Origin of the sequence: Sulfurimonas sp. (assembly GCF_026196735.1) — a bacterium.
Taxonomy (GTDB): domain Bacteria; phylum Campylobacterota; class Campylobacteria; order Campylobacterales; family Sulfurimonadaceae; genus Sulfurimonas.
Genome location: NZ_JAPHUF010000007.1, coordinates 14,523 through 35,234 on the forward strand (window position 1 = coordinate 14,523; position 20,712 = coordinate 35,234).

General features: G+C 33.5%; 19 protein-coding genes. 10 read left to right on the top strand and 9 right to left on the bottom strand.

Annotated elements, in window-relative coordinates; genetic code table 11:
* Positions 1–13 precede the first annotated feature (13 nt).
* The gene (gene flhA, locus OQK60_RS03355; RefSeq protein WP_297684065.1) at positions 14–2,185 is read right to left on the bottom strand and encodes a flagellar biosynthesis protein FlhA; all 2,172 of its coding nucleotides are present in this window, start codon (positions 2,183–2,185) and stop codon (positions 14–16) included.
* Positions 2,186–2,241: 56 nt separating this feature from the next.
* Positions 2,242–2,643, bottom strand: coding sequence for an Rrf2 family transcriptional regulator (locus OQK60_RS03360; RefSeq protein ID WP_297684067.1), 402 nt, complete (start codon positions 2,641–2,643; stop codon positions 2,242–2,244).
* Positions 2,644–2,864: 221 nt separating this feature from the next.
* Between OQK60_RS03360 and rpsO the strand changes: the two genes are divergently transcribed.
* The 3 genes from rpsO to OQK60_RS03375 all read left to right on the top strand — a co-directional run bounded on the left by rpsO (position 2,865) and on the right by OQK60_RS03375 (position 6,180).
* Positions 2,865–3,140, top strand: a complete 276-nt coding sequence (gene rpsO / locus OQK60_RS03365) for a 30S ribosomal protein S15 (protein ID WP_297684069.1) — start codon at positions 2,865–2,867, stop codon at positions 3,138–3,140.
* A gap of 213 nt (positions 3,141–3,353) precedes the next feature.
* Positions 3,354–5,783, top strand: a complete 2,430-nt coding sequence (locus OQK60_RS03370; RefSeq protein ID WP_297684071.1) for an EAL domain-containing protein — start codon at positions 3,354–3,356, stop codon at positions 5,781–5,783.
* Positions 5,784–5,913: 130 nt separating this feature from the next.
* Complete coding sequence (locus tag OQK60_RS03375) at positions 5,914–6,180, top strand: hypothetical protein (protein WP_297684073.1); 267 nt, start codon at positions 5,914–5,916, stop codon at positions 6,178–6,180.
* A gap of 26 nt (positions 6,181–6,206) precedes the next feature.
* Here the strand turns inward: OQK60_RS03375 and kdsB are convergent, their stop codons facing one another.
* Positions 6,207–6,923, bottom strand: a complete 717-nt coding sequence (gene kdsB, locus OQK60_RS03380; protein ID WP_297684075.1) for a 3-deoxy-manno-octulosonate cytidylyltransferase — start codon at positions 6,921–6,923, stop codon at positions 6,207–6,209.
* A gap of 60 nt (positions 6,924–6,983) precedes the next feature.
* Between kdsB and OQK60_RS03385 the strand changes: the two genes are divergently transcribed.
* Genes OQK60_RS03385 through trpC form a run of 4 tightly spaced genes read left to right on the top strand, consistent with a single transcriptional unit; the run spans position 6,984 to position 10,119 of the window.
* Positions 6,984–7,679 carry a methyltransferase gene (locus OQK60_RS03385; protein ID WP_297684077.1) on the top strand — a complete coding sequence of 232 codons (696 nt, stop codon included), beginning with the start codon at positions 6,984–6,986 and terminating at the stop codon, positions 7,677–7,679.
* Entirely contained in the window at positions 7,667–8,047 is a 381-nt protein-coding gene (locus OQK60_RS03390; protein WP_297684079.1) for a YkgJ family cysteine cluster protein, read from the top strand. Before OQK60_RS03385 ends, OQK60_RS03390 begins: the two co-directional genes overlap by 13 nt.
* Positions 8,040–9,332 carry a hypothetical protein gene (locus OQK60_RS03395; RefSeq protein ID WP_297684081.1) on the top strand — a complete coding sequence of 431 codons (1,293 nt, stop codon included), beginning with the start codon at positions 8,040–8,042 and terminating at the stop codon, positions 9,330–9,332. Before OQK60_RS03390 ends, OQK60_RS03395 begins: the two co-directional genes overlap by 8 nt.
* A gap of 1 nt (position 9,333) precedes the next feature.
* Complete coding sequence (gene trpC / locus OQK60_RS03400; protein WP_297684083.1) at positions 9,334–10,119, top strand: indole-3-glycerol phosphate synthase TrpC; 786 nt, start codon at positions 9,334–9,336, stop codon at positions 10,117–10,119.
* Between the two features lie 22 nt (positions 10,120–10,141).
* Here the strand turns inward: trpC and OQK60_RS03405 are convergent, their stop codons facing one another.
* Positions 10,142–10,585, bottom strand: a complete 444-nt coding sequence (locus tag OQK60_RS03405) for a GatB/YqeY domain-containing protein (RefSeq protein WP_297684085.1) — start codon at positions 10,583–10,585, stop codon at positions 10,142–10,144.
* A 75-nt stretch (positions 10,586–10,660) separates the two neighbouring features.
* Between OQK60_RS03405 and flgH the strand changes: the two genes are divergently transcribed.
* On the top strand, positions 10,661–11,380 hold the full coding sequence (gene flgH, locus OQK60_RS03410) for a flagellar basal body L-ring protein FlgH (protein ID WP_297684087.1): 720 nt from the start codon (positions 10,661–10,663) through the stop codon (positions 11,378–11,380).
* On the top strand, positions 11,325–12,785 hold the full coding sequence (locus tag OQK60_RS03415) for a hypothetical protein (protein ID WP_297684089.1): 1,461 nt from the start codon (positions 11,325–11,327) through the stop codon (positions 12,783–12,785). The genes flgH and OQK60_RS03415 overlap by 56 nt, the downstream gene beginning before the upstream one ends.
* Here OQK60_RS03415 and OQK60_RS03420 read toward each other — a convergent pair.
* Positions 12,782–14,323, bottom strand: coding sequence for a SulP family inorganic anion transporter (locus tag OQK60_RS03420; RefSeq protein WP_297684091.1), 1,542 nt, complete (start codon positions 14,321–14,323; stop codon positions 12,782–12,784). The genes OQK60_RS03415 and OQK60_RS03420 overlap by 4 nt on opposite strands.
* Before the next feature lie 248 nt (positions 14,324–14,571).
* Here OQK60_RS03420 and OQK60_RS03425 point away from each other — a divergent pair, with 248 nt between their 5' ends.
* Complete coding sequence (locus OQK60_RS03425; RefSeq protein ID WP_297684093.1) at positions 14,572–15,447, top strand: universal stress protein; 876 nt, start codon at positions 14,572–14,574, stop codon at positions 15,445–15,447.
* A gap of 5 nt (positions 15,448–15,452) precedes the next feature.
* Here the strand turns inward: OQK60_RS03425 and OQK60_RS03430 are convergent, their stop codons facing one another.
* From OQK60_RS03430 to OQK60_RS03445, 4 genes are all read right to left on the bottom strand, one after another.
* Positions 15,453–18,080: a valine--tRNA ligase gene (locus tag OQK60_RS03430; protein ID WP_297684095.1), complete on the bottom strand. Its 2,628-nt coding sequence runs from the start codon at positions 18,078–18,080 to the stop codon at positions 15,453–15,455.
* A gap of 93 nt (positions 18,081–18,173) precedes the next feature.
* A complete protein-coding gene (locus OQK60_RS03435) occupies positions 18,174–18,596 on the bottom strand; it encodes a hypothetical protein (protein ID WP_297684097.1) in 423 nt (140 codons plus the stop codon).
* 153 nt (positions 18,597–18,749) lie between these two features.
* Positions 18,750–19,436 carry a hypothetical protein gene (locus OQK60_RS03440; RefSeq protein WP_297684099.1) on the bottom strand — a complete coding sequence of 229 codons (687 nt, stop codon included), beginning with the start codon at positions 19,434–19,436 and terminating at the stop codon, positions 18,750–18,752.
* A 317-nt stretch (positions 19,437–19,753) separates the two neighbouring features.
* Complete coding sequence (locus OQK60_RS03445) at positions 19,754–20,575, bottom strand: GGDEF domain-containing protein (RefSeq protein WP_297684101.1); 822 nt, start codon at positions 20,573–20,575, stop codon at positions 19,754–19,756.
* Positions 20,576–20,712 lie beyond the last annotated feature (137 nt).

Here is a 20,712-nt window from a genome sequence, read left to right on the forward strand (position 1 = left end):
TTGTTTCCTTAAATTAATCAGTTTTTTCATTTATAGATATAGAGCCCATTACTTCAAAAGTGGCACTTGAATCTATTTCTGCATGAGAGAGTGTTACAACATCAAGAGAAAATCTCTCTAGTATCTCTGCCACTCCTCTTCTAAGTTGAGGGTCTACTATAACCACAACCGGAGATATGCCTTTTTGCAGTAATTCTGCCGCTTTAGAACTAGTAGCTTGTATGAGAGAGTTTATCTCTGCAACATTTAACATAAGAGTTCTAGTTCCGTCTCTCTCTTGAGATTTTTCAAGCATTAACTGCTCGGAGGAAGTATCGAAAGTAAGCAGTCGAATAATACCATCTTCACCGGCATACATCTGAGTTATAATGCGAGAGAGTTTAGCGCGGACTTGCTCTGTAATAACATCTACATTTTTTGTATATTCAGCAACATCTGCAATTGTCTCAAGTATAGTCAACATATCTTTAAGAGGTATTTTTTCATGTAAAAGTGATTTGAGTATTCTTTGGATAAGTCCAACAGATGCGACTTTTTGAACATCATCAATAATAACAGGAAAATCACTTTTAATTTTATCGATTAAAGTTTGAACTTCTTGGCGAGTCAGAAGGTCTTCCGCATTTTTCTTAACCAGCTCACTCATGTGTGTTGATATGACAGTTGCCGGATCAACAACAGTATAGCCATTTATGATAGCGTCTTCTTTTTGTTCAGGAAATATCCACATTGCTTCAAGTCCAAATGCAGGTTCTGTAGTTGCTTCTCCGGTTATTTCTCCAGTTGCCATACCGCTATCCATTGCCAAAAATTTATCAGGCATAATTGTGCCTTCGCCAATTGAGATACCTTTTAAAAGTATTTGGTATTGTTGAGGTTGCAGATGTAAATTATCTCGAATACGAACCTGAGGCATTAAAAAACCAAAATCGGATGCAATTTTTCGTCTCATTGAACGGATGCGTTCAAGCAAATCCCCGCCTTGTGATTTGTCGGCTAAGCGAATAAGTTGATAGCCAAGAGTTAGTTCAAGCATTTCAACTTTTAAAATATCTTCCAATGCTGTCTCTTCTTCTTTTGCAATCTCCTCATTAGATTTTTCAGACCTGACACTCTTTTTTTCTTTATCTTCTTGTTCTTTACTCAATATGCTGTCAACATTAAGAATTGTGAGTTCACCTTTTTCAAATTTATAAATAGACCAACCAAGCAGGGCAAATAATATACCGACAAATCCCATAGAGGCTGTTGGAAGTCCTGGAACAAGGGCAAACATAATCATGATAAAACCAACTATCATCAAAATTTTTGCATTTCCTATCATTTGGTTTATTGCGCCATCTGCAAAGTTGTCACCTTCTCCGGAAGAGCGAGTAATCATAATACCCGTTGCTGTAGAAATGATAAGCGCAGGAATCTGACCGACTAAACCATCACCAATAGTTAAAAGTGTAAAAGTAGAGGCACTATCGCCAACACTCATGTTATGTTGAAATACGCCGATTAAAAAACCACCAATAATATTTATGAGAGTAATGATGATACCGGCAACAGCATCGCCTTTTACAAATTTAGACGAACCATCCATGGCTCCGTAGAAGTTCGCATCTTGAAGAATTTCTGCACGACGCTGTTTCGCCTGGGCATCATCAATAAGTCCTGCATTAAGGTCAGCATCAACCGCCATCTGCTTACCGGGCATAGAGTCTAGTGTAAAACGAGCTGCAACTTCCGCAACCCTAGTAGAACCTTTTGTGATTACCATAAAGTTTATAAGGACTAAAATAGAAAAAACTATAATACCTATGACATAGTTTCCGCCTACAACAAAGTTTCCAAAACTACTGATAATACTACTGACATTCTCAGGTCCTTCATGACCGTGGCTTAAAATCATCCTTGTAGTAGCTATGTTTAGAGATAATCTAAATAGCGTCAAAATAAGGATGAGTGTTGGGAAGGTTGTTAAGTCAGTCGGCTTTGGAACATATAGAGAAATAAGTAAGATCAAAACAGCAAAAGCCATAGATACTGTAAGCAGTACATCAAGCATTTCAGATGGCAGCGGAACAATAATAATTGCTAATATTGCCATTACAAAAACAACAACACTTAAATCTTTTTGGCCGAGCAAAAAGTTAAGAGCTGTACCGATTTGTTGTCTGTTATTGAGTTTTCTTGCCAAGAACTAACTTCCTTTAGATGATGACATGTATATTATTATGAATGTGTTTAAAAGCATTACTCTAATATATCTGCTAAAGTTAGTTCTGCTAAAAAAAGATCTATTTTCCCTTGAAGCTTATTTAAAAAAGGCCAAAGAGAACATAAATGAGCTTTATGTGATGGACAGTGATTTTCTGATGGGGCACAGTCAAAAACAGCAGGTGCCTTTCCCTCGACACATGACATCACAAACAACATGTTTATATCAGCAGGTTTTTGTAAAAGAAAAAAACCGCCATTAACACCTTTATATGATTTTAAAATTCCATTTTTTGCTAATGCTTGTAAAATTTTTGCTAAAAAACTTTTTGGAATTGATAACTGATTTGAGAGTGTCTCACTGTCAACCGGAGACTTTGCTTTAGATAAAACTATTAGGGAAAGTATTGCATATTCACTTGCACGAGTTATTAACATATTATTACTTTCTATTTTTTTATAAATTATATCCAAAGAAATTGAAATCTGTAAGTAGTAAGAGACAATTAAATTATAAATTCAATTAAAATATAAATTATGGGATAAATTTTCTAGTTAGAACTATTATTTACTTTGAAGAAATATTTCGCTACTATGCCACTTCAACTTTATACACTCTTTGTGTAACTGTTAGATTATTATACCTTTTGGAGGCTATTATGGCTTTAGATTCGGCTAAAAAACAAGAAATTGTAGCAAAGTACGGTCGTGGTGAAAACGACACAGGTTCAAGTGAAGTTCAAATTGCACTATTAACAACAAGAATCAGTGAATTAACTGAGCACTTAAAAACTTTTAAGAAAGATCACGCATCAAGACTAGGTCTTTTAAAATTAGTAGGACAGCGTCGTCGTCTTATGAAATACTTTAAAAGAAAAGATAAAGATGCATATATTAAATTAGTAGAAGATTTAGGTATTCGCGATAACATTTAAGTAATAAACTTACAACTTCATTTAAGCCCTCTTTCGGGCTTAAATCTTCAACTAACTTATAAAAAACCAATTAAGTAATTTATGTACTATTCTAATATTTATTATTTTATATTAAAGTTATTTTTAATTAAACATAATGTGAGTTTTGGCATAGATACTAAGTATTTTGGTAATCTTTATAATATAATAATTTAAATATTTAAGGACTAGATGATGTATAAAAACATAAAATATACATCCGTTGAGTTACTAATCCCATTATCACTAATTGGATTGCTAGTGTTTACAAGTTTTAATTTTCATTACCTTGTTTTTCACGAATTTGCTGAATATTTTGCTATTTTTGTAAGTTTAGGTATCTCATTAATCACATACTATACATACTCATTTACAAAAAATAGATATTTACTCTTTATAGGGCTTGGTTATTTTTGGGTGGCTATTTTGGATCTGCTACATACTCAAACTTACTCAGGAATGCCCCTTTATAATGTGGAAGGCTCTGATACATCAATAACATTCTGGATTTCTGCTCGTATTTTTGAAGCATCAATACTGCTTATAGCTCCTTTTATGAGATATGTTGAGTATAAAAAATATAAAGTCACTCTGGTGTTTATGGTGATTTCATTTGCTATTATAGTATTAGCGATGAACTATCCTCCTAAAATGTTAATTCCAGGAGAAGGATTAACAACTTTAAAAGTAGGTTTAGAGTACTTTGTAATTAGTATATTACTTGTAACACTCTATGTTAATAAAAGACACGCAGGTGAGTTTACTGAAGTAATAGGTAATGCTGTAAAATATAGTATTATATTAACAATAGCTGCAGAAGCGTCATTTACATTATATATAGATGTTTATGGAGTTATGAATGTTGTAGGACACATTTTTAAATTTTTATCATTCTGGATATTACTACAGGCTATTATACGAACATCACTTAAAGATCCATTTAGGTTGATGCAAAAAGAAGCTACTACTTATAATGCTATACCGTATCCTGCAATTGTAGTGGATAAAGATGGAATTATTAGACAGGTGAACCGAGCTGCATGTAAAGAGGTTAATAAAGCAGAATCAGAAATTGTAGGCTTTAGAAATCATGATATTTATCATCCCAAAAATATTGATGAAAAGAGTTGTCCGATATGTGAATCAATCGAAGAGTTAGAAGATTGTATTTTGAGGGATGTTGATTTAGATACGGTCAAACAATATTCAATAAGTACTATACATAGTGATGAAAGCAGTGTAAGCGGAATGGTTCAAGTTATTGTTGATATGACAATAAAAACAGAATTAGAAAAGAAAGTAAAAGAGCAAAAAGAAGAACTGACATATAAATCTTATTATGATTCATTAACAAAACTTCCAAATAGAATTTTGATACAAGATAGAATTGTTCATGCTATTACTAAAGCAAATTATCATAAGAAAGAGTTTGCTTTGTTGTTGATAGATCTTGATCAGTTTAAAGAGATTAATGATACATGGGGTCATCAAGTCGGAGATGCCGTACTTAAAAGATTTACTACTATACTTCAAACATTAATTAGTGAAGAAGACACCTTGGGCAGACTCGGTGGAGACGAGTTTATTATAATAGTAGAAGAGCTGCAATCAAGGGAAGCAGCTTCTGAATTGGCACAAAAAATCCTTGATAATACAAAAGAGTCTATAAACATTGATGGACATGATTTGTATATATCTTCTAGTATAGGAATAAGTTTTTATCCTAAAGATTCAGATACTATGAGTGATTTATTAAAATACTCTGATAGCGCTATGTATAAAGCAAAATCTGATGGAAGAAATAATTTTCAAATATATTATCCAGAGATGACAGAACACACTATGCGTAAAGTTATTATGCAAAATGATTTAAGAAATGCAATAGAAAATAAAGAATTTGTTGTTTATTACCAACCACAAATTGATGTATCTGGTGATAAAGATACTCTAATCGGATTAGAAGCTTTAGTGAGATGGGAGCATCCTGAATTAGGACAAATCCCGCCATTTAGTTTTATTCAAATAGCTGAAGAGACAGGCCTGATTGTTGAAATTGATAGATTGGTTATGATAATGGCAATTACTCAAGTGGTGCAATGGTTTAAAGAAGGCTTAAATCCTGGAAAATTATCTTTAAATCTTGCAATGAAGCAGCTTAAAGAAGATGATTTTATAGCAACGGTTCAAAAAATAATAAAAGATTCTGGGTGTAGTGATGAGAATGCTTTATCGTTTGAAATAACAGAAAGTGATTTGATGACAAACCCAGAATCATCTATTGAAAAGTTAAACATGCTCAAAGAGATGGGCATTAAAATAGCTATTGATGATTTTGGGACAGGTTACTCATCGCTCTCATATTTAAAACGCTTGCCAGTTAGTAAGTTGAAAATTGATCAATCATTTATAAGAGGTGTTCCAGATGATAAAGATGATGTGGCAATCGTAAAAACAATTATATCACTTGCAAAAAATTTGAATATAAAAATTATTGCTGAGGGTGTTGAAACACTAGAGCAAAAAGAGTTTATGTATGAAAATGGTTGTAGTGAAATTCAAGGTTATTTCTACTCAAAACCAATGTCTAGTGAAGATACAAAAAAATTTATAGCTTTATATCAATAGTATAAATTAGAGTTTAGAGCATTATTTTAGTTTTAACATCTATTTCACTAAAATAAATTTATTTATAATATTATGATATAGTACTTAAAAGACAAATAATTGTGTAAAAACTAAAATTCAGGAGAACTTCATGGAACAAGATTTAGAGCTTAAAAGCAACAAAAAACGAATTGATGGAATAAAGTTATCTGTGCTTGGTGTAGCTTTGCTAGTCATAGCGGTATTTATGATATTGCAAAACATTATGCACATGATAAATACTCCTGAACAACAGGTTGTATTGATACAAGAAGGTAGTTCAATGATACCGATGTATGCAGTGTTTGGTATTGTATTTTTAGCAGGTGTTGTTATTTCAATTTTTGGTTTAAAAAAAATAACAAATACTACAGCATAGTGAGTGTATTGTTTAGGGCATAGAAATTATAGAAATATTTCTATGGCTCTTTCTAAATCCTCTTTTGTATCTATTCCAAATCCTGTACTTGCAACTTTGACCATACTTATCTTTTTTTGATGATAAATGGCACGCAACTGTTCTAGCTTTTCTATATCTTCAATTGGAGCATCGCTAAGATTACAAAACTCTTTTAAACTTTTTTTACTAAAGCCATAAACACCAATATGACCAAAGTACTTAGCTCCACCACCTTGGTTATAAGGTATGCGTGAACGAGAAAAATAAATGGCATTATCTTCATCGTCCAATACGACTTTAACAAGGTTTGGGTCTTCAGCAGATTCTGCATTGATAGCATTAAAACAACTTCCCATTACGAACGGTTCATCTCTATTTTGCAAATCTTTAAGTCTGCTGATTAATGACTCTACAACTTCCGGTTCAATAAAGGGCTCATCAGCTTGAACATTTATGATAAGTTCGTTTTCATCTACATGTAGAAGGTTAGCACACTCATTTATGCGGTCAGTCCCGCTTTTGTGAGTAGTAGATGTCAACATCGCTTCTATCCCATGCTCTTTACATGTAGCAATAATCAGCTCATCATCTGCAGCTACAACAACTCTATCAAGATGAGCAACTCTTTTTGCAGTTCTTACAACCATAGGAAGACCACCGATATCTGCTAAAACTTTTTGTGGAAATCTTGTTGAAGCTAATCGCGCCGGAATAATTATCATTTAAAGCCTTTAAGATATAATATCAAAATTATATCAAAACTCGTACAGGATACTTAATAAATGCTTCTTTACCAACCAGAATCCGGTTATTGTTATAACAGTGATTCTGTTTTTTTGTATGATTTCATTTCTTTTTTTGAACCTCGTGGAAAGGTTCTGGATGTGGGAGCAGGGTGCGGAGTTGTAGGACTTTTGGTAGCCCGCGATAACCCAAAAGTAGAGCTTGAAGCAGTAGAAAAGCAAGATGTCTTTGTTGATTATGCTGCAACTAACGCAAGAGTAAATAAGATAGAGTACAAAATCCATAAAAAAGATTTTTTAGAACTTGATGAAGAAAATAAATACGACTATATCATTTCTAATCCACCGTTTTACCATGATGGTGTTACAAAAAGTGAAAATGAGATGTTGTTTAATGCAAGGTATAATATCAACTTACCATTAAAAAGCTTTTTTAAAAAAGTCTCAAGGATTTTAAAACCGAGATCTCATTTTATATTTTGTTATGATGCTTCACAGTTTGGCGCTATTTGCTCTGAACTTGATAGAGTAAAGATGAAAGTTGTAGATGTGCAGTTTATACATCCAAAAAAAGACAGAGTAGCTTCACTAGTTATGGTACATGCCCGAAACGGCTCTAAATCACTTATGAAAGTTTGGCCTCCGTTTATTAGTTTTGAGGGTGAAGAATTTTCACAAAAAGCTAAAGAAATTTATGCAAAAGCAAAGACACAAAGTATAAAATGTCAACTATAATAAAAAAAGAAGATTTTTCTTACTCATTTGATTATAGCGCATGCTCTACATGTCAAGCTAGATGCTGCACAGGTGAGAGTGGTTATATATATGTTACAAAAGTTGAGATTGAAAAAATTGCAGAATTGTTAAAACTAAAAGTTAAAGACTTTGCACAACAGTATCTTTTTAAAAAAGGGTATAAGTACTCTATTAAAGAGAGAAAATTTGGTGAGAGTTATGAGTGTATCTTTTATGACAGAGAGTCAAATGGCTGTACAATTTACGAAGCAAGACCTCTGCAGTGCAAAACATTCCCATTTTGGGATTACTATAAAAATAGGATAGATGAATTGAAATTAGAATGCCCGGGAATTATAGATGTATGACATAATAAAAATATTTATATCCATAGCATTATTGATTACAATAACGGGTTGTACAGCTAGTACAAAATCTGTTGAAGTTAAAGGCCATGAAAAAGTTTTTGACAATGAGGATATATACATACTTACAGCACTTCGTGCAGAACAATTAAAAGAATACGATGCATCATCAAGTATATTTAATACACTTTACAATAAGACAGATAAAAAAGAGTATCTTTATCGATCTTTACAAAATGATTTAGCAGATGATCAAAGTCAAAGAGTAATTGATAGAGTTGATGAGATTTTAAACAATACGCTAGACGATTTTGTTCTTGTGCGATTTAAGATTATTGCACTTATAAAACAGGATAAACTGCTTAAAGCAAAAGAGTTGGCTATATCTTTGGTAGAAAGTTCTAAAGAAATGGATGACTACTTGTTGGTAAGTGAAATACATGTAAAACTTAAAGAGTTTAATACTGCAGTTAAGTACTTAGAGAGTGCTTATATTAAAGAATACAATGAAGAGATTCTTGATAAGATGTCAATTGTCTTGTATGTTAATCTTCAAAGAAAAAAAGACGCTATTGCGCAGCTGGAGACGCATTCAAGAGTTTACGGTTGTTCAAAGCAAATATGTTCAAGACTAATAGGTTTTTACAGTGATGAAAACAACATAGATGGACTCTTGTCAACCTACCTAAGATTGTATAAAATAGATTCAAATAAAAAAATTGCAAATAAAATAATTCAAATTTACGGATACAAAAAAGATTATTTGAGTATGATAGAGTTTTTAGAAAAAAATGAAACAGATGATGATCTTTTACTACAACTATATATACAAACAAAGAACTACAAAAAAGCAGCACCATTGGCGCATAAATTATACAAGTCCAATGGTGATCCTTCTTATCTTGGTCAGAGTGCTATATTTGAATATGAAGGCGCAGATGATAAGAATGATAAAAATATGCATGACAGCATAATCAAAAAACTTGAAGAAGTTATAGAAGCTCAAAAAGAAGGTATCTATTTAAACTATCTAGGATATATTCTTATTGACCATGATATAGATGCTAAAAAAGGGCTAGAGTATATTCATGAGGCATTAAAAATAGAACCAAACTCAATATACTATCTCGACTCTCTGGCATGGGGTTATTATAAGTTAGGTGAGTGCCAAAAGGCTAAAAAAATTATGGATAGAGTTAAAAATATGGATGGAAGTAGTAATCCTGAAGTTGTTAAGCACATAGAAATGATAAATAAATGTATAAAGATTAAAAAAGGTAAAAAGTAAAATGATTTTAGATGAGATAATTAAAAAAACCAAAGAAGATTTACTAAAGCGAGAAAAGGAGTTTTCACTTGACTGGCTTGGTCGTTCACTAGCTTTTAATGCAAGAGCTCCAAGAGATGTGTTTCCATACTTGCAAGCCACAGAGGAAGACCCGTATAGAATAATTTCAGAGGTTAAAAAAGCTTCACCTTCAAAGGGTGTGATTCGCGAAGATTTTGACCCGGTTGCAATTGCACAAAGTTACGAGAGAGGCGGGGCTAGCGCTATTTCTATCTTAACTGAGCCTCACTATTTTCAAGGGAGCCTAGATTACCTTGGTCAGATTAGAAGATATGTTGGGATTCCGCTTTTGAGAAAAGATTTTATAGTTTCAAAATATCAGATTTTAGAAGCAATGGTTCACGGCGCTGATTTTATTTTACTAATCGCAGCTGCACTTAGTAAAAAAGAGCTAAAAGAACTTTTAGGATATACAAGACATCTAGGTATGGAGGCTTTAGTTGAGGTTCATGATAAGACTGATTTGGTTAAGGCTATATATGCCGGTAGTGATATTATCGGAATCAATCACAGAAACCTGCAGACTTTTGAGATGAATATGAACCTCTCTTATGAACTTATACCTCTTATTCCTAACGGTAAGATTATTGTAGCTGAGAGCGGTATATATGAACATGGTCAGCTAGAAGATTTAAGTAAAGCCGGTGTAGATGCATTTTTAGTCGGTGAGTCTTTAATGCGTCAAGATAATGAGGAAGAGGCCCTAAGAAAGCTCAAATTTGGCTAAAGGAATTATTTCCTTTAGCGGACTAACTCAATAGTGTTTTAACGCACTCGTTTATTCTTTTGCCGTCAGCTTTTCCTGCTAACTCTTTAGAAGCCACTCCCATGACTTTTCCCATATCTTTTATAGTAGATGCTCCAGTTTTAGAGATAATCTCTTGTAGCGCAGACGAAAGTTCATCATCGCTAAGTTGAACAGGTAAATATGGAGTATATATAGCAATTTCATCAAGTTCTATCTGCATCAAATCATCACGGCCTGCATCTTTGTACTGAGTTGCAGCATCATTTCTTCTTTTGACCTGAGTCTGAATAATTTTAATAAGATCATCATCAGTCAGTTCTTTTCTCTCATCAACCTCTATCTGCTTAAAAGCACTTGTGAGAAGCCTTAAAGCATCCCTTGTTTTTGTATCTTTAGCTTTCATAGCATTTTTTACATCTTGGTTTATTGTTTCGCGTAAGTTCATTATTTATCTGCCTTTTCTTTGGAACTATTATTGCTAGCATTATAACTAATATATCTAAATCCTGAAGAGATAATAATGAAACAACTTTTAATTTTGACAATTTCCTTTTGTACTATACTTTTTTTATCTGGGTGCACAGCAAACTTAACAGATCCTGAGATTAATTTTGAACCACCGGCATATGTTGAGCAGATGCCATCAAAAGATGACAAGCAGGATTTTGCATCTATTGGCAGTATATTTGGACAAGGTGACAATCCTCTCTTTTCAGATCATAAAGCTATGCATGTAAATGATATTGTCACAGTTGTTATTGCTGAAAATGCTCAAAGTTCTAGTAGCGGAAGCAAGAGTCTTAGTGAAAGCGATAAAATTGACTTTTTGGGTGGCGGCTTTGGCTCGACAGGTAATAGTGCAGCAATCAACTCAGCTTTAAAAAGTGCAAATAATGTAGCAGGTGTTAGTTTTGGAATGGAAAACGGCAGTGATTATTCAGGGCAGGGCAGCGCTACAAAAGATGCATCTTTTACAACTACAGTATCTGCTAGAATAGTAAAGGTAATGCAAAATGGAAACTACTTTATTGCCGGTAAAAGAGAGATATTAATAGATAATCAAAAACAAATCATACAAATTGGCGGTGTTATTCGCCCATATGATATAGATCAAAACAATAGAATAAGTTCTGCTAAGATGAGCGAAGCAAAAATTCTTTATCAAACACAAGGAGATGTTGACCGTGCAACACAACAAGGTTGGGGAAGTAAAATTATTCAAGCAGCTTGGCCATTTTAGTTTAGCTCTAATCTTATGCATCTCTACACTTAATGCAGGAAGTTTTGAGGATTTTAAAAGATCTCAATCGGAGTCTTTTACTAAATTTCAAGATGAAAGAGACAATACTTTCAACACATATTTGCAAGAGCAGTTTAAGGCATATAGTGCACACTCAGAAATGCCACTATATGAAAAGCCAAAACCAAAAAACATTACTCCGGCAATGCAAAAACAAACAAAGCCGGTCGGTCCCAAGATTTCAATAAAAATTGCAGAAGTTATAAAGCCTACTCCAATTGATAAGCCTGTTGAAGTTAAAGAAGCGGAACAAAAAAAAGATATCAATTTTGATTTTTATGGTTCAAATATTGGGTTTAATATTCCTCATAAAATTAAACAAGCTAACTTTTATCCTCAAAATCAAAAAGGAATATCTAACTTTTTTAGTAGTGCTGCATCAAGTGAATATAGTTATTTAATCCAAGATATAAAGCAAGTTTCAAAGTCAATGAATTTAAATGATTGGGGTGTTTATCAACTTGTTTTACAAATATCAAATAAAGTATATAAAAATCAGGACAATTCTAGACTTCTTAGTTGGTTTATATTTAACAAATTGGGTTATGCAGTTAAGGTAGGGCTGGTTAAAAAGCATGTTGTACTGATGCATTACTCAAAAAAGACAATATATTCAACGCCAAATTATAGTTTTGATGATAAAAAGTACTATGTTATCGCTGATTATGCAAAAGAAAGTACAAAAAGACTTTTTTCCTACAAGCAAGATTATCCAGGTTCAACTAAGCCGCTTGATTTATCATTAAAAACACTCCCTCTGTTTGCATCCGATATAGACAGAAAAACTCTTAAATTTACCCAATTTGGAAATAGTTACAGTATCGCGTATGAATACAACAAAAACCTCATAGAGTTTATGGCTACATACCCGCAAGCAGATTATGAAACATTTTTCAATGCTCCTCTTGATAGTATGACTTATCAGTCAATTGCATCAGCACTCAAAAAAGAGATTGATGGTAAAAAAGCAAGTGAAGCTATGAATTTTGTGTTAAGTTTTGTGCAAAAATCTTTTAAATACGAGGTTGACAATATACAGTTTGGCAGAGAAAAAGTCATGTTTGCGCAAGAGACTCTTTATTATGATAAATCAGACTGTGAAGATAGAGCAGTGCTTTATGCATACCTGATTAAAGAGTTATTTCATGTTCCTGTTGTTGGTGTTAAATACAAAGATCACATGGCAACAGCACTATATGTACCTATGGAAGGTGATAGTGTAAAAAAAGGAAGAAGAAAGTTTGTTATAGCAGATCCAACATATATGAATGCAAGTATCGGTATGAGCATGTCAAAGTATAAAGCTATAAAACCCGAGAGTTATATAGTCGTAAAGAGTAATTAGTAGTTGTAAGCAACTTTATAGGTTGGATCATCCTCTTCATTGTGTGCACAGTGTGGACCAGCCTGTTTAAGTAGTGCTTTACAATCAGCCGATAGATGGCGAAGAAGCAGGTTTTTACCGGCATCTTCATACTTTTTAGTGATAGCATCAATGGCTTCTACACCTGAACTGTCCATAACCCTTGCATTTTTAAAATCTATAACAACTTTTGGAGAGTCATTTGCTATATCGAAGTTGTCTCCAAATGTAGTAGCTGATCCAAAAAATAGAGGACCATCAAGCTCATAAACTTGAGTTCCATCTGCTTCTGCATATACTCTTGCTGTTATTCTTGCATGTTTCCAAGCAAAAGCAAGAGCCGATATGATTACACCTGCAATAACTGCAACTGCTAAATCCTCTACAACTGTAATAACAGTCACTGCAACCATGACAAAGGCATCTGTTCTTGGCATACGACTTATGCGCGAGAAGCTAGACCACTCAAATGTACCGATACTTACCATAAACATTATTCCAACTAAAACAGCTACAGGTATAGCGTTTAAAACATTTGACATTGATACAACGAGGATGATAAGTCCAATAGCCGCGACAAATGATGAAAGTCTTCCGATGCCGCCTGATGTATAGTTAATGATACTTTGACCAATCATAGCACAACCTGCCATGCCACCAAAGAAACCACAAGTAATGTTTCCAGTTCCTTGTGCTATACACTCTTTGTTTGCTGAACCACGAGTGTTACTAATCTCATCTAAAACACTAAGAGTAAGAAGTGATTCGATAATGCCCACAAGAGCTACAATGACTGCATAAGGAAGAACCATGATGATAGCATCCATGCTAAATATATATTCTGGGATTTCAAAGCTTGGGAGTTGTCCTGCATATTTACTCATGTCATCAAGACCACCAAGTAAAAGAGTCTCAGCCTTTGTAAAATATACTCCAAGAGTTATAACAATTATAGCCACAAGTCCGGCAGGGATAGCTTTTGTTACTTTTGGAAGCAGATACATAATAGCCATAGTAACAAATGCTAAAACATACATCATGTAGCCTTGCCCTTCAAAAAATTTAAACTGTGAAGTAGCTATGACTATGGCAAGACCATTTACAAAACCGTGAATAGCAGGAGTTGGAACAAGGCGGATAAATTTACCAAGTTTTAAAAAACCAATAGATATTTGAATAAGACCGGCTACAACAGTTGCAAGAAGTATGTAGTGAAGCACGCCCATTGCAATGGCTTCTCTGTCTGCACCTTGCGCTTCTAGCAGAGCAGTAGCTTCAATCCCTAAACCTACAAAAACTATAGCAACTGCACCTGTAGCACCAGAAATCATACCTGGTTTTCCACCGATAAGTGAAGTAATAAGCCCTAGTATAAATGCAGTGTATAAACCAACAATTGGGCTCACTCCCGCTATAAAACTAAATGCTATAGCCTCAGGAACTAATGCAACTGCAACAACTAAACCAGATAAAATGTCGTTTTTGATATTTGTTGATGAGTATTTTTTTAAATCAAACAATTGTACAGTGCCTTAAAAGTGGTATTTTTAAAATTTTGCGATTATATCTAAAGTGTTATGAAGGTTTGCTTGAATTGCCATAATTATTGTTTAAATATATTGGCAATAATATGCAATACTGTTTTAAATGAAGTTTATTAACAAAGTGTCGATAATATCGTATGAAAACTAACTAGAAATTAAATAATAAGTTCTGTTTGTGTTATATGTGATACAATTAATTTAAAAATACTGGAGCGCAAAAAAATATGGAAAATTTTAGTGAAATAGTAGTGGGATTGGATATTTCAAATAATGCAAAAGAGGTTTTGAGCAGAGCTTTTTTACTAGCTAAAAGAAATGATTCAAATGTTACTATAGCCCATGCAATAGATATTGGTTTTTTTGGTAATTTTATAAAAGATGAAAAAATTGAAAAATTAAAAACTAGTGCTATAAAAGGCATAAAAAAACTATTGAACGGTGTTGATACTCAAGGTTTAAGCTACTCTATAGAAGTTCAAAAAGCTAAACCGTCTGTTTTTATCATGAATATAGCAAAAGATAGAGATGCCTGTATGATTGTAATAGGTGCAAATGAGAAAAAAAATTTTACAACTTCTGTGCTTGGCTCAACTGCACACAACATTGCACAAAAAAGTCATCTTCCACTTCATTTGGTAAAAAATAACTCTAGTGAAGCATATAAAAATATAGTAGCTTTTACAGACCTCTCTGAGGTTTCAAAAAAGAGTATACTTTTCTCTAAAGAGTTCTTCCACCAAGGGAGTATCAAGTGTGTCTATGCCTATAAGTTAATGAGCGATACAGATTTTGCTTTGAAATATAATAATGATGCTGATAATGAGGTTAGAGTTGAGATAGAAAAAATGATACAGACACAAGAACAAAAAAAGTTTGATAAATTTGCAAAAGAGAACAACATAAGCGATGCAGAACTTATAGAAGATAGAGTAGGGGTTACAAATGCTCTTACAAATTATGTAAATACAAACGGCAATGACCTAGTTGTTTTAGGCTCAAGTGGAGTAAATAATACAGGTGCACTGCTTTATGGTTCAACTGCATCGAGTTTAATGCAAAGCCTAAAATGTGATGTTTTAGTATATGTACCTAAAGAGTAACTCTCTTAAGATTTAAGAGAGCCTAATTGTTCTTTTACTTTAGTTTGTTTAGTGGTGGCATCACTTAGAGCTTCGCGGTTTTTTACAAGTACATCCTCCGGCGCATTAGCCACAAATCTTTCATTGTTTAACATACCATTTAGCTTGTCTATTTCTTTTTGAAGTTTTTCATCTTGTTTAGTAAGCTTAGAGATAATAGAACTTAAATCAATAGAATCAGTCGGTATAAAAGTCTCACATGTATCTGCGATATCGCTTACTGCGTTGTCAATTTTACTCTGGGTAAACTCGACAACTTCAACTTTAGCTAGCTTGGCGATGAATGGAAGCATCATCTCTTTGTCTTTGTCACTGATATCATCGATTTTAACAAATGCTTTTTCGATTTTTTGATTTGCTAAGTCAACTAAAACTTTCGCGCGTCTTATAGATACGATAGCATCCATAATAATCTCAAATTTTTTCTCTTCTTTGCGTTGTTTTATTTTAAAAGGATATTTTTTAATCATAATAGAGTCAGAATCTTTTAGTGATGTACCTGAAAGTTCATGATAAAGATACTCTGTAATAAAAGGCATAAATGGATGCAGAAGTTTCATAGCCTCTTTAAAAATGGCTCCAAGCTCAACGATAGAAGCTTTATCTGCTTTACTAAGCTCGATTCCCCAGTCACAAAACTCATTCCAAAGAAAACGGTACATTACAGTAGCAGCGTCATTAAACTTATACTCATCTAAAGCTGCACGGACTTCTTTTGTAGCGAGGTTTAGACGGCTCATCATATAACGACCTAAGTCACTCTCAACACAAAAACCAGCCATATCAGGAAATGTATCAACATTCATTTGAAGGTATTTAGTAGCGTTGTAAAGTTTGTTTGTAAAGTTACGATTTAGTTCAAGTTTTTCTTGACTCATTCTAATGTCACGGCCTTGAGCTGCGCTTATTGCAAGAGTAAAACGCAAGATATCTGCACTGTACTTGTTTACCATATCCAGAGGGTCGATTACATTACCTTTGGACTTACTCATCTTGTCACCTTTTTCATCACGAACAAGAGCGTGAAGATAAATGTGGTTAAACGGAAGTTGTCCGTTAAAACTCTCACCCATCATCATCATCCTAGCTACCCAGAAGAAAAGGATGTCAAAACCGGTAATAAGAAGAGTATTTGGATAAAAATCTTTCATATCGTCTGATTTGAAAAGTTTATCCATTTCAGCATCTCCATTACCCCAGCCTAGAGTTGAAAAAGGCCATAGAGCAGAAGAGAACCAAGTATCAAGAACATCAGGGTCTTGAGTTACATTTTTACAAGAACATTTAGGGCATGCATCTGGTGCATCTTCTTGACTTACAAATTCATGTTCACACTCATCACAATAAAATACCGGAATCTGATGCCCCCACCAAAGTTGTCGGCTTATACACCAGTCACGAAGTTCACCCATCCAAGAGTTATAAGAATTTATCCAGTGTGGAGGAAAAAACTGAGCTTCACCGGCATTTGTTTTCTCAATTGACTCTCGTGCGACTTCTTTACGAACAAACCATTGTTTAGAGATGTAAGGTTCAACAATATTTTTACATCTGTAACAGTGTCCTACTTGGTGTTTATGGTCTTCAATCTTTACCATAAAACCTTCTTCTTCAAGTCTCTTTACAATGATTTCGCGTGCTTGTAATCTTTCAAGTCCTTTGAACTCTCCGGCATAGTCGTTTAAAATGCCCTTTTCATCAAATGTTGTGATAAATTCAAGGTCATGTCTTTTTCCTACTTCGTAGTCATTTTGGTCATGCGCAGGGGTTACTTTAACCACACCGGTTCCAAAATCCATATCTACATGTGAATCCGCAATAATGGCTACTTCACGCTCAATTAGGGGTAGTTTAATTTTTTTACCTATAAGGTCTTTGTATCTCTCATCATCTGGATGAACCATAACTGCAGTGTCGCCAAAGTATGTCTCAGGACGAGTAGTTGCTACTTCTACAAAGCCGCTTCCATCGGCAAATGGGTACTTGATATGGTAAAATTTACCATCATGATCTTCGTGCTCAACCTCGATATCACTAAGCGCACCATCATGCGTACACCAGTTAACCATGTAGTTGCCGCGAACTATAAGGCCTTGGTTATAAAGATGAACAAATGCCTCTTTAACAGACTTTTGAAGTCCTGCATCCATTGTAAAACGCTCGCGTTCCCAAGCAGGAGAGACGCCCATTTTGCGAAGTTGATCTGTCATAATTCCAGCAGACTCTGCTTTCCAAGCCCATGCTCTTTCTAAAAACTTCTCACGTCCTATGTCTTCTTTAGTTGTTCCTTCTGCTAGAAGCTGTTTCTCTACAACATTTTGAGTTGCAATACCTGCGTGGTCAGTTCCGGGTTGCCAAAGAGTTTTGTACCCATCCATTCTTTTATAGCGAGTTATGATATCTTGAAGTGTAAATGTTAGCGCATGACCTATATGTAAGCGCCCTGTAACATTTGGCGGTGGCATCATGATAGAGAAGTTTTTTCCCTCTTTTTGAATGGCAGCATTGCCGTCTATTTCAAAATATTTTCTATCTTCGCAAATTTTATAAAATTCATTTTCTACATTTTGCGGTTCGTAGCTTGTTGCTGACATATACTTAGCCTTAAATCGTTCTTTTATAATTTTTGCGATTGTATCTAAATTGAAGTGAGTGTTTGCTTATACAGTAGTATTTTGATGCTTTATTTAAGCAGGCTCTTTGTCATTTTGGGCAATTTCAAAAAGATAAGAGTTTATAAAATTATAATGATTATATATTGCATTTTTTAAATTTTCAAAATAGTATAGATTTTTAATGTCTTGAAGTTTGTTTCGTTCAATATGTTTTATAAAAGAGTAAGCATTAGCTTCTTCTGTAAATGGCAAGTATATAAAATTGAAATAAGAATCGCCGATTTTAACCGAAAGTAGGGCATCTGTCAGCCTCATACACTCGCGTAGATGTTTTGACACATCCTCTTCCGTGTAAAATAAAACTAGAGCTACCGGTACTTTGTAGCGTTTTACATTATAAGTCAGATAATCAAGTGAAGGTTTTAGTTTCTCAAGCAAAGCAGTAACCGTTAACCTTTGAGTTAGTCCTGTTTTTAAAAATAAATCATTTTGCATAACCATACTCAACTCCTTGAGATACTAAGACTTACACATGTATTTTACAACAAACTTTATTGTTAAATATTAAAGCTTATTATTAAATATTAGACTACATAGAATTGTTTGGAGATTTTATAGGTTTGCAACTCTCTTTTTGTCTTGATGTATCTATTTAATATGACACGAGTTACATACCGAACTTCCGACATTTGGTTTTCTTAAAAAAAGCCCATATTCAGGATCATGTACATCATGACATGTTGCGCATTCAACCTGTCCTCCAAATAGTTTCACATCAGAGTCCGGAACAGCTTTGAATTCACTTGGTCTTGCACTAGCAGCATCGTTGTAGCTTATGGAAACAGGATGATCATCAGAGAGAATAGGTCCTATTTGCCATACCTCAGATGGGTATAAACCTGCTTCGCCCCTACTAAATGGATGGCAAGCCTTACAGTTTGGACCCGCACTTCCTCCTGTACCAGAACCGGGAGGATTAAGCACATTGTGACCATCATATGAACTAACAGCACTAACTCCCTGAGAACTTATTCCATCATGACAACTTAAACATAACATAGATGTATGAGAAGGCATCTCAGGTGCTCCATTATACATCTCAAAAACTGATGTATCGGTTATTTTTCTGTTCCAGAGTGGACCATCTTTTAACTCTTGAGCATTTGATGAGTGCGGAGTGTGACAAAAAACACAAACTTCTGTACTTGTAGTACTACTACCCAGACCGTAATAGTTTGACATACTCAAATCATGTTTGGAACCCACAATACTTGCTCCATAAAGAGAGCAGCTAAAAAAAATATAGAAAAAGAAAATAAATTTACATTTTTTCATAGCAAAAAAACCTTTTTATGTGATAATCAAAACGATATATAACATCTCAATTAAATATTATACAGTTGTATTCTTAAAACAGTATTAATTTAATCATGTATATTTGTTTATATAAAGTAAAGTGTTTTCTGTATAAGCACGCCAAATAGGGGTTTTTAGAAGGATAAAGTAAATAATGTAACTATTTGTATTATTAAAAAAAATAATAAACCTATATAGAAAGATAAATATTATTTTGTGATAATATTTTTTATATTATAAAAAAGTTGTTCTAAATATAGAGCCATTTAATCACAAAATAACTTCATCAGAAGATTTTATATGCCAGAAATTCTCTTTTTTATCTCTTTTTTATCTTCATACATGTATTTATCAGCTTTTTCAATAGTATCATTAAGGCTATCACCTTTTTTAAACTCTTGCACACCAAATGAAAAACTAATTTTAAAAGAAGTGTCTTTTACTTTGATATGTTTAGTTAAAAGATCTTCCCTGATAGCATTTAATTTTGAAAGAGCAGTCTTATGTGTGGTTCCCTCACAAAACATAACGATAAACTCATCTCCCCCATATCTCACAACAGTTTCTTTGGTTTTTTTAAGTTGGTTTGCAATAAAAACTAGAACTTTATCACCTATGTTGTGTCCATAAGTGTCATTAATGATTTTAAAATAATTTAAATCAATTATGGCAAGAGTACCGGAATCCTTAAGCTCTTGAGCATCCTCATTTAAAATATTATCGTTCATCCATTTTCTGTTATAAGCACGAGTAAGTTCATCTTTGTACATTAACTCTTTTAGGCTGTTTATCTCTTGTCTTAATTCTTGTGTCTCTTGTAAAACTTCGTTAAGGATTTTTTCATCTTTGCCTTTTATAGCAAAAATAGCTCTATTTGTATTGTCGTTTAATCTTTTAGCATTATTAGATGTTTGATTTTGAATATTTGTAAAAAAAGCAATTTTTTCGTCTAATAAATCATTAGTAATATTTTGCTCTTCACTAATGTCAGTGTTGTGTAAATTTGCATACTTAGAAAATATGGAAGCATATATAGACGGAGTTACGACATCCATCATACCGATAGTATCTTTAGTCTCATGAGAAATAACTTCTAGTATTTTGTCATTAAGCTTCATTAGCAGTACCCTAATTTATGATTTTGTGATATTTTAGCATTATAAAGTTTATTTTTGATTTAACCGATAGACATTATAAATACATTTATATCTTTATTAATCGCTTTTAGTTCAATTAAAATAAGCTTATCATTGTA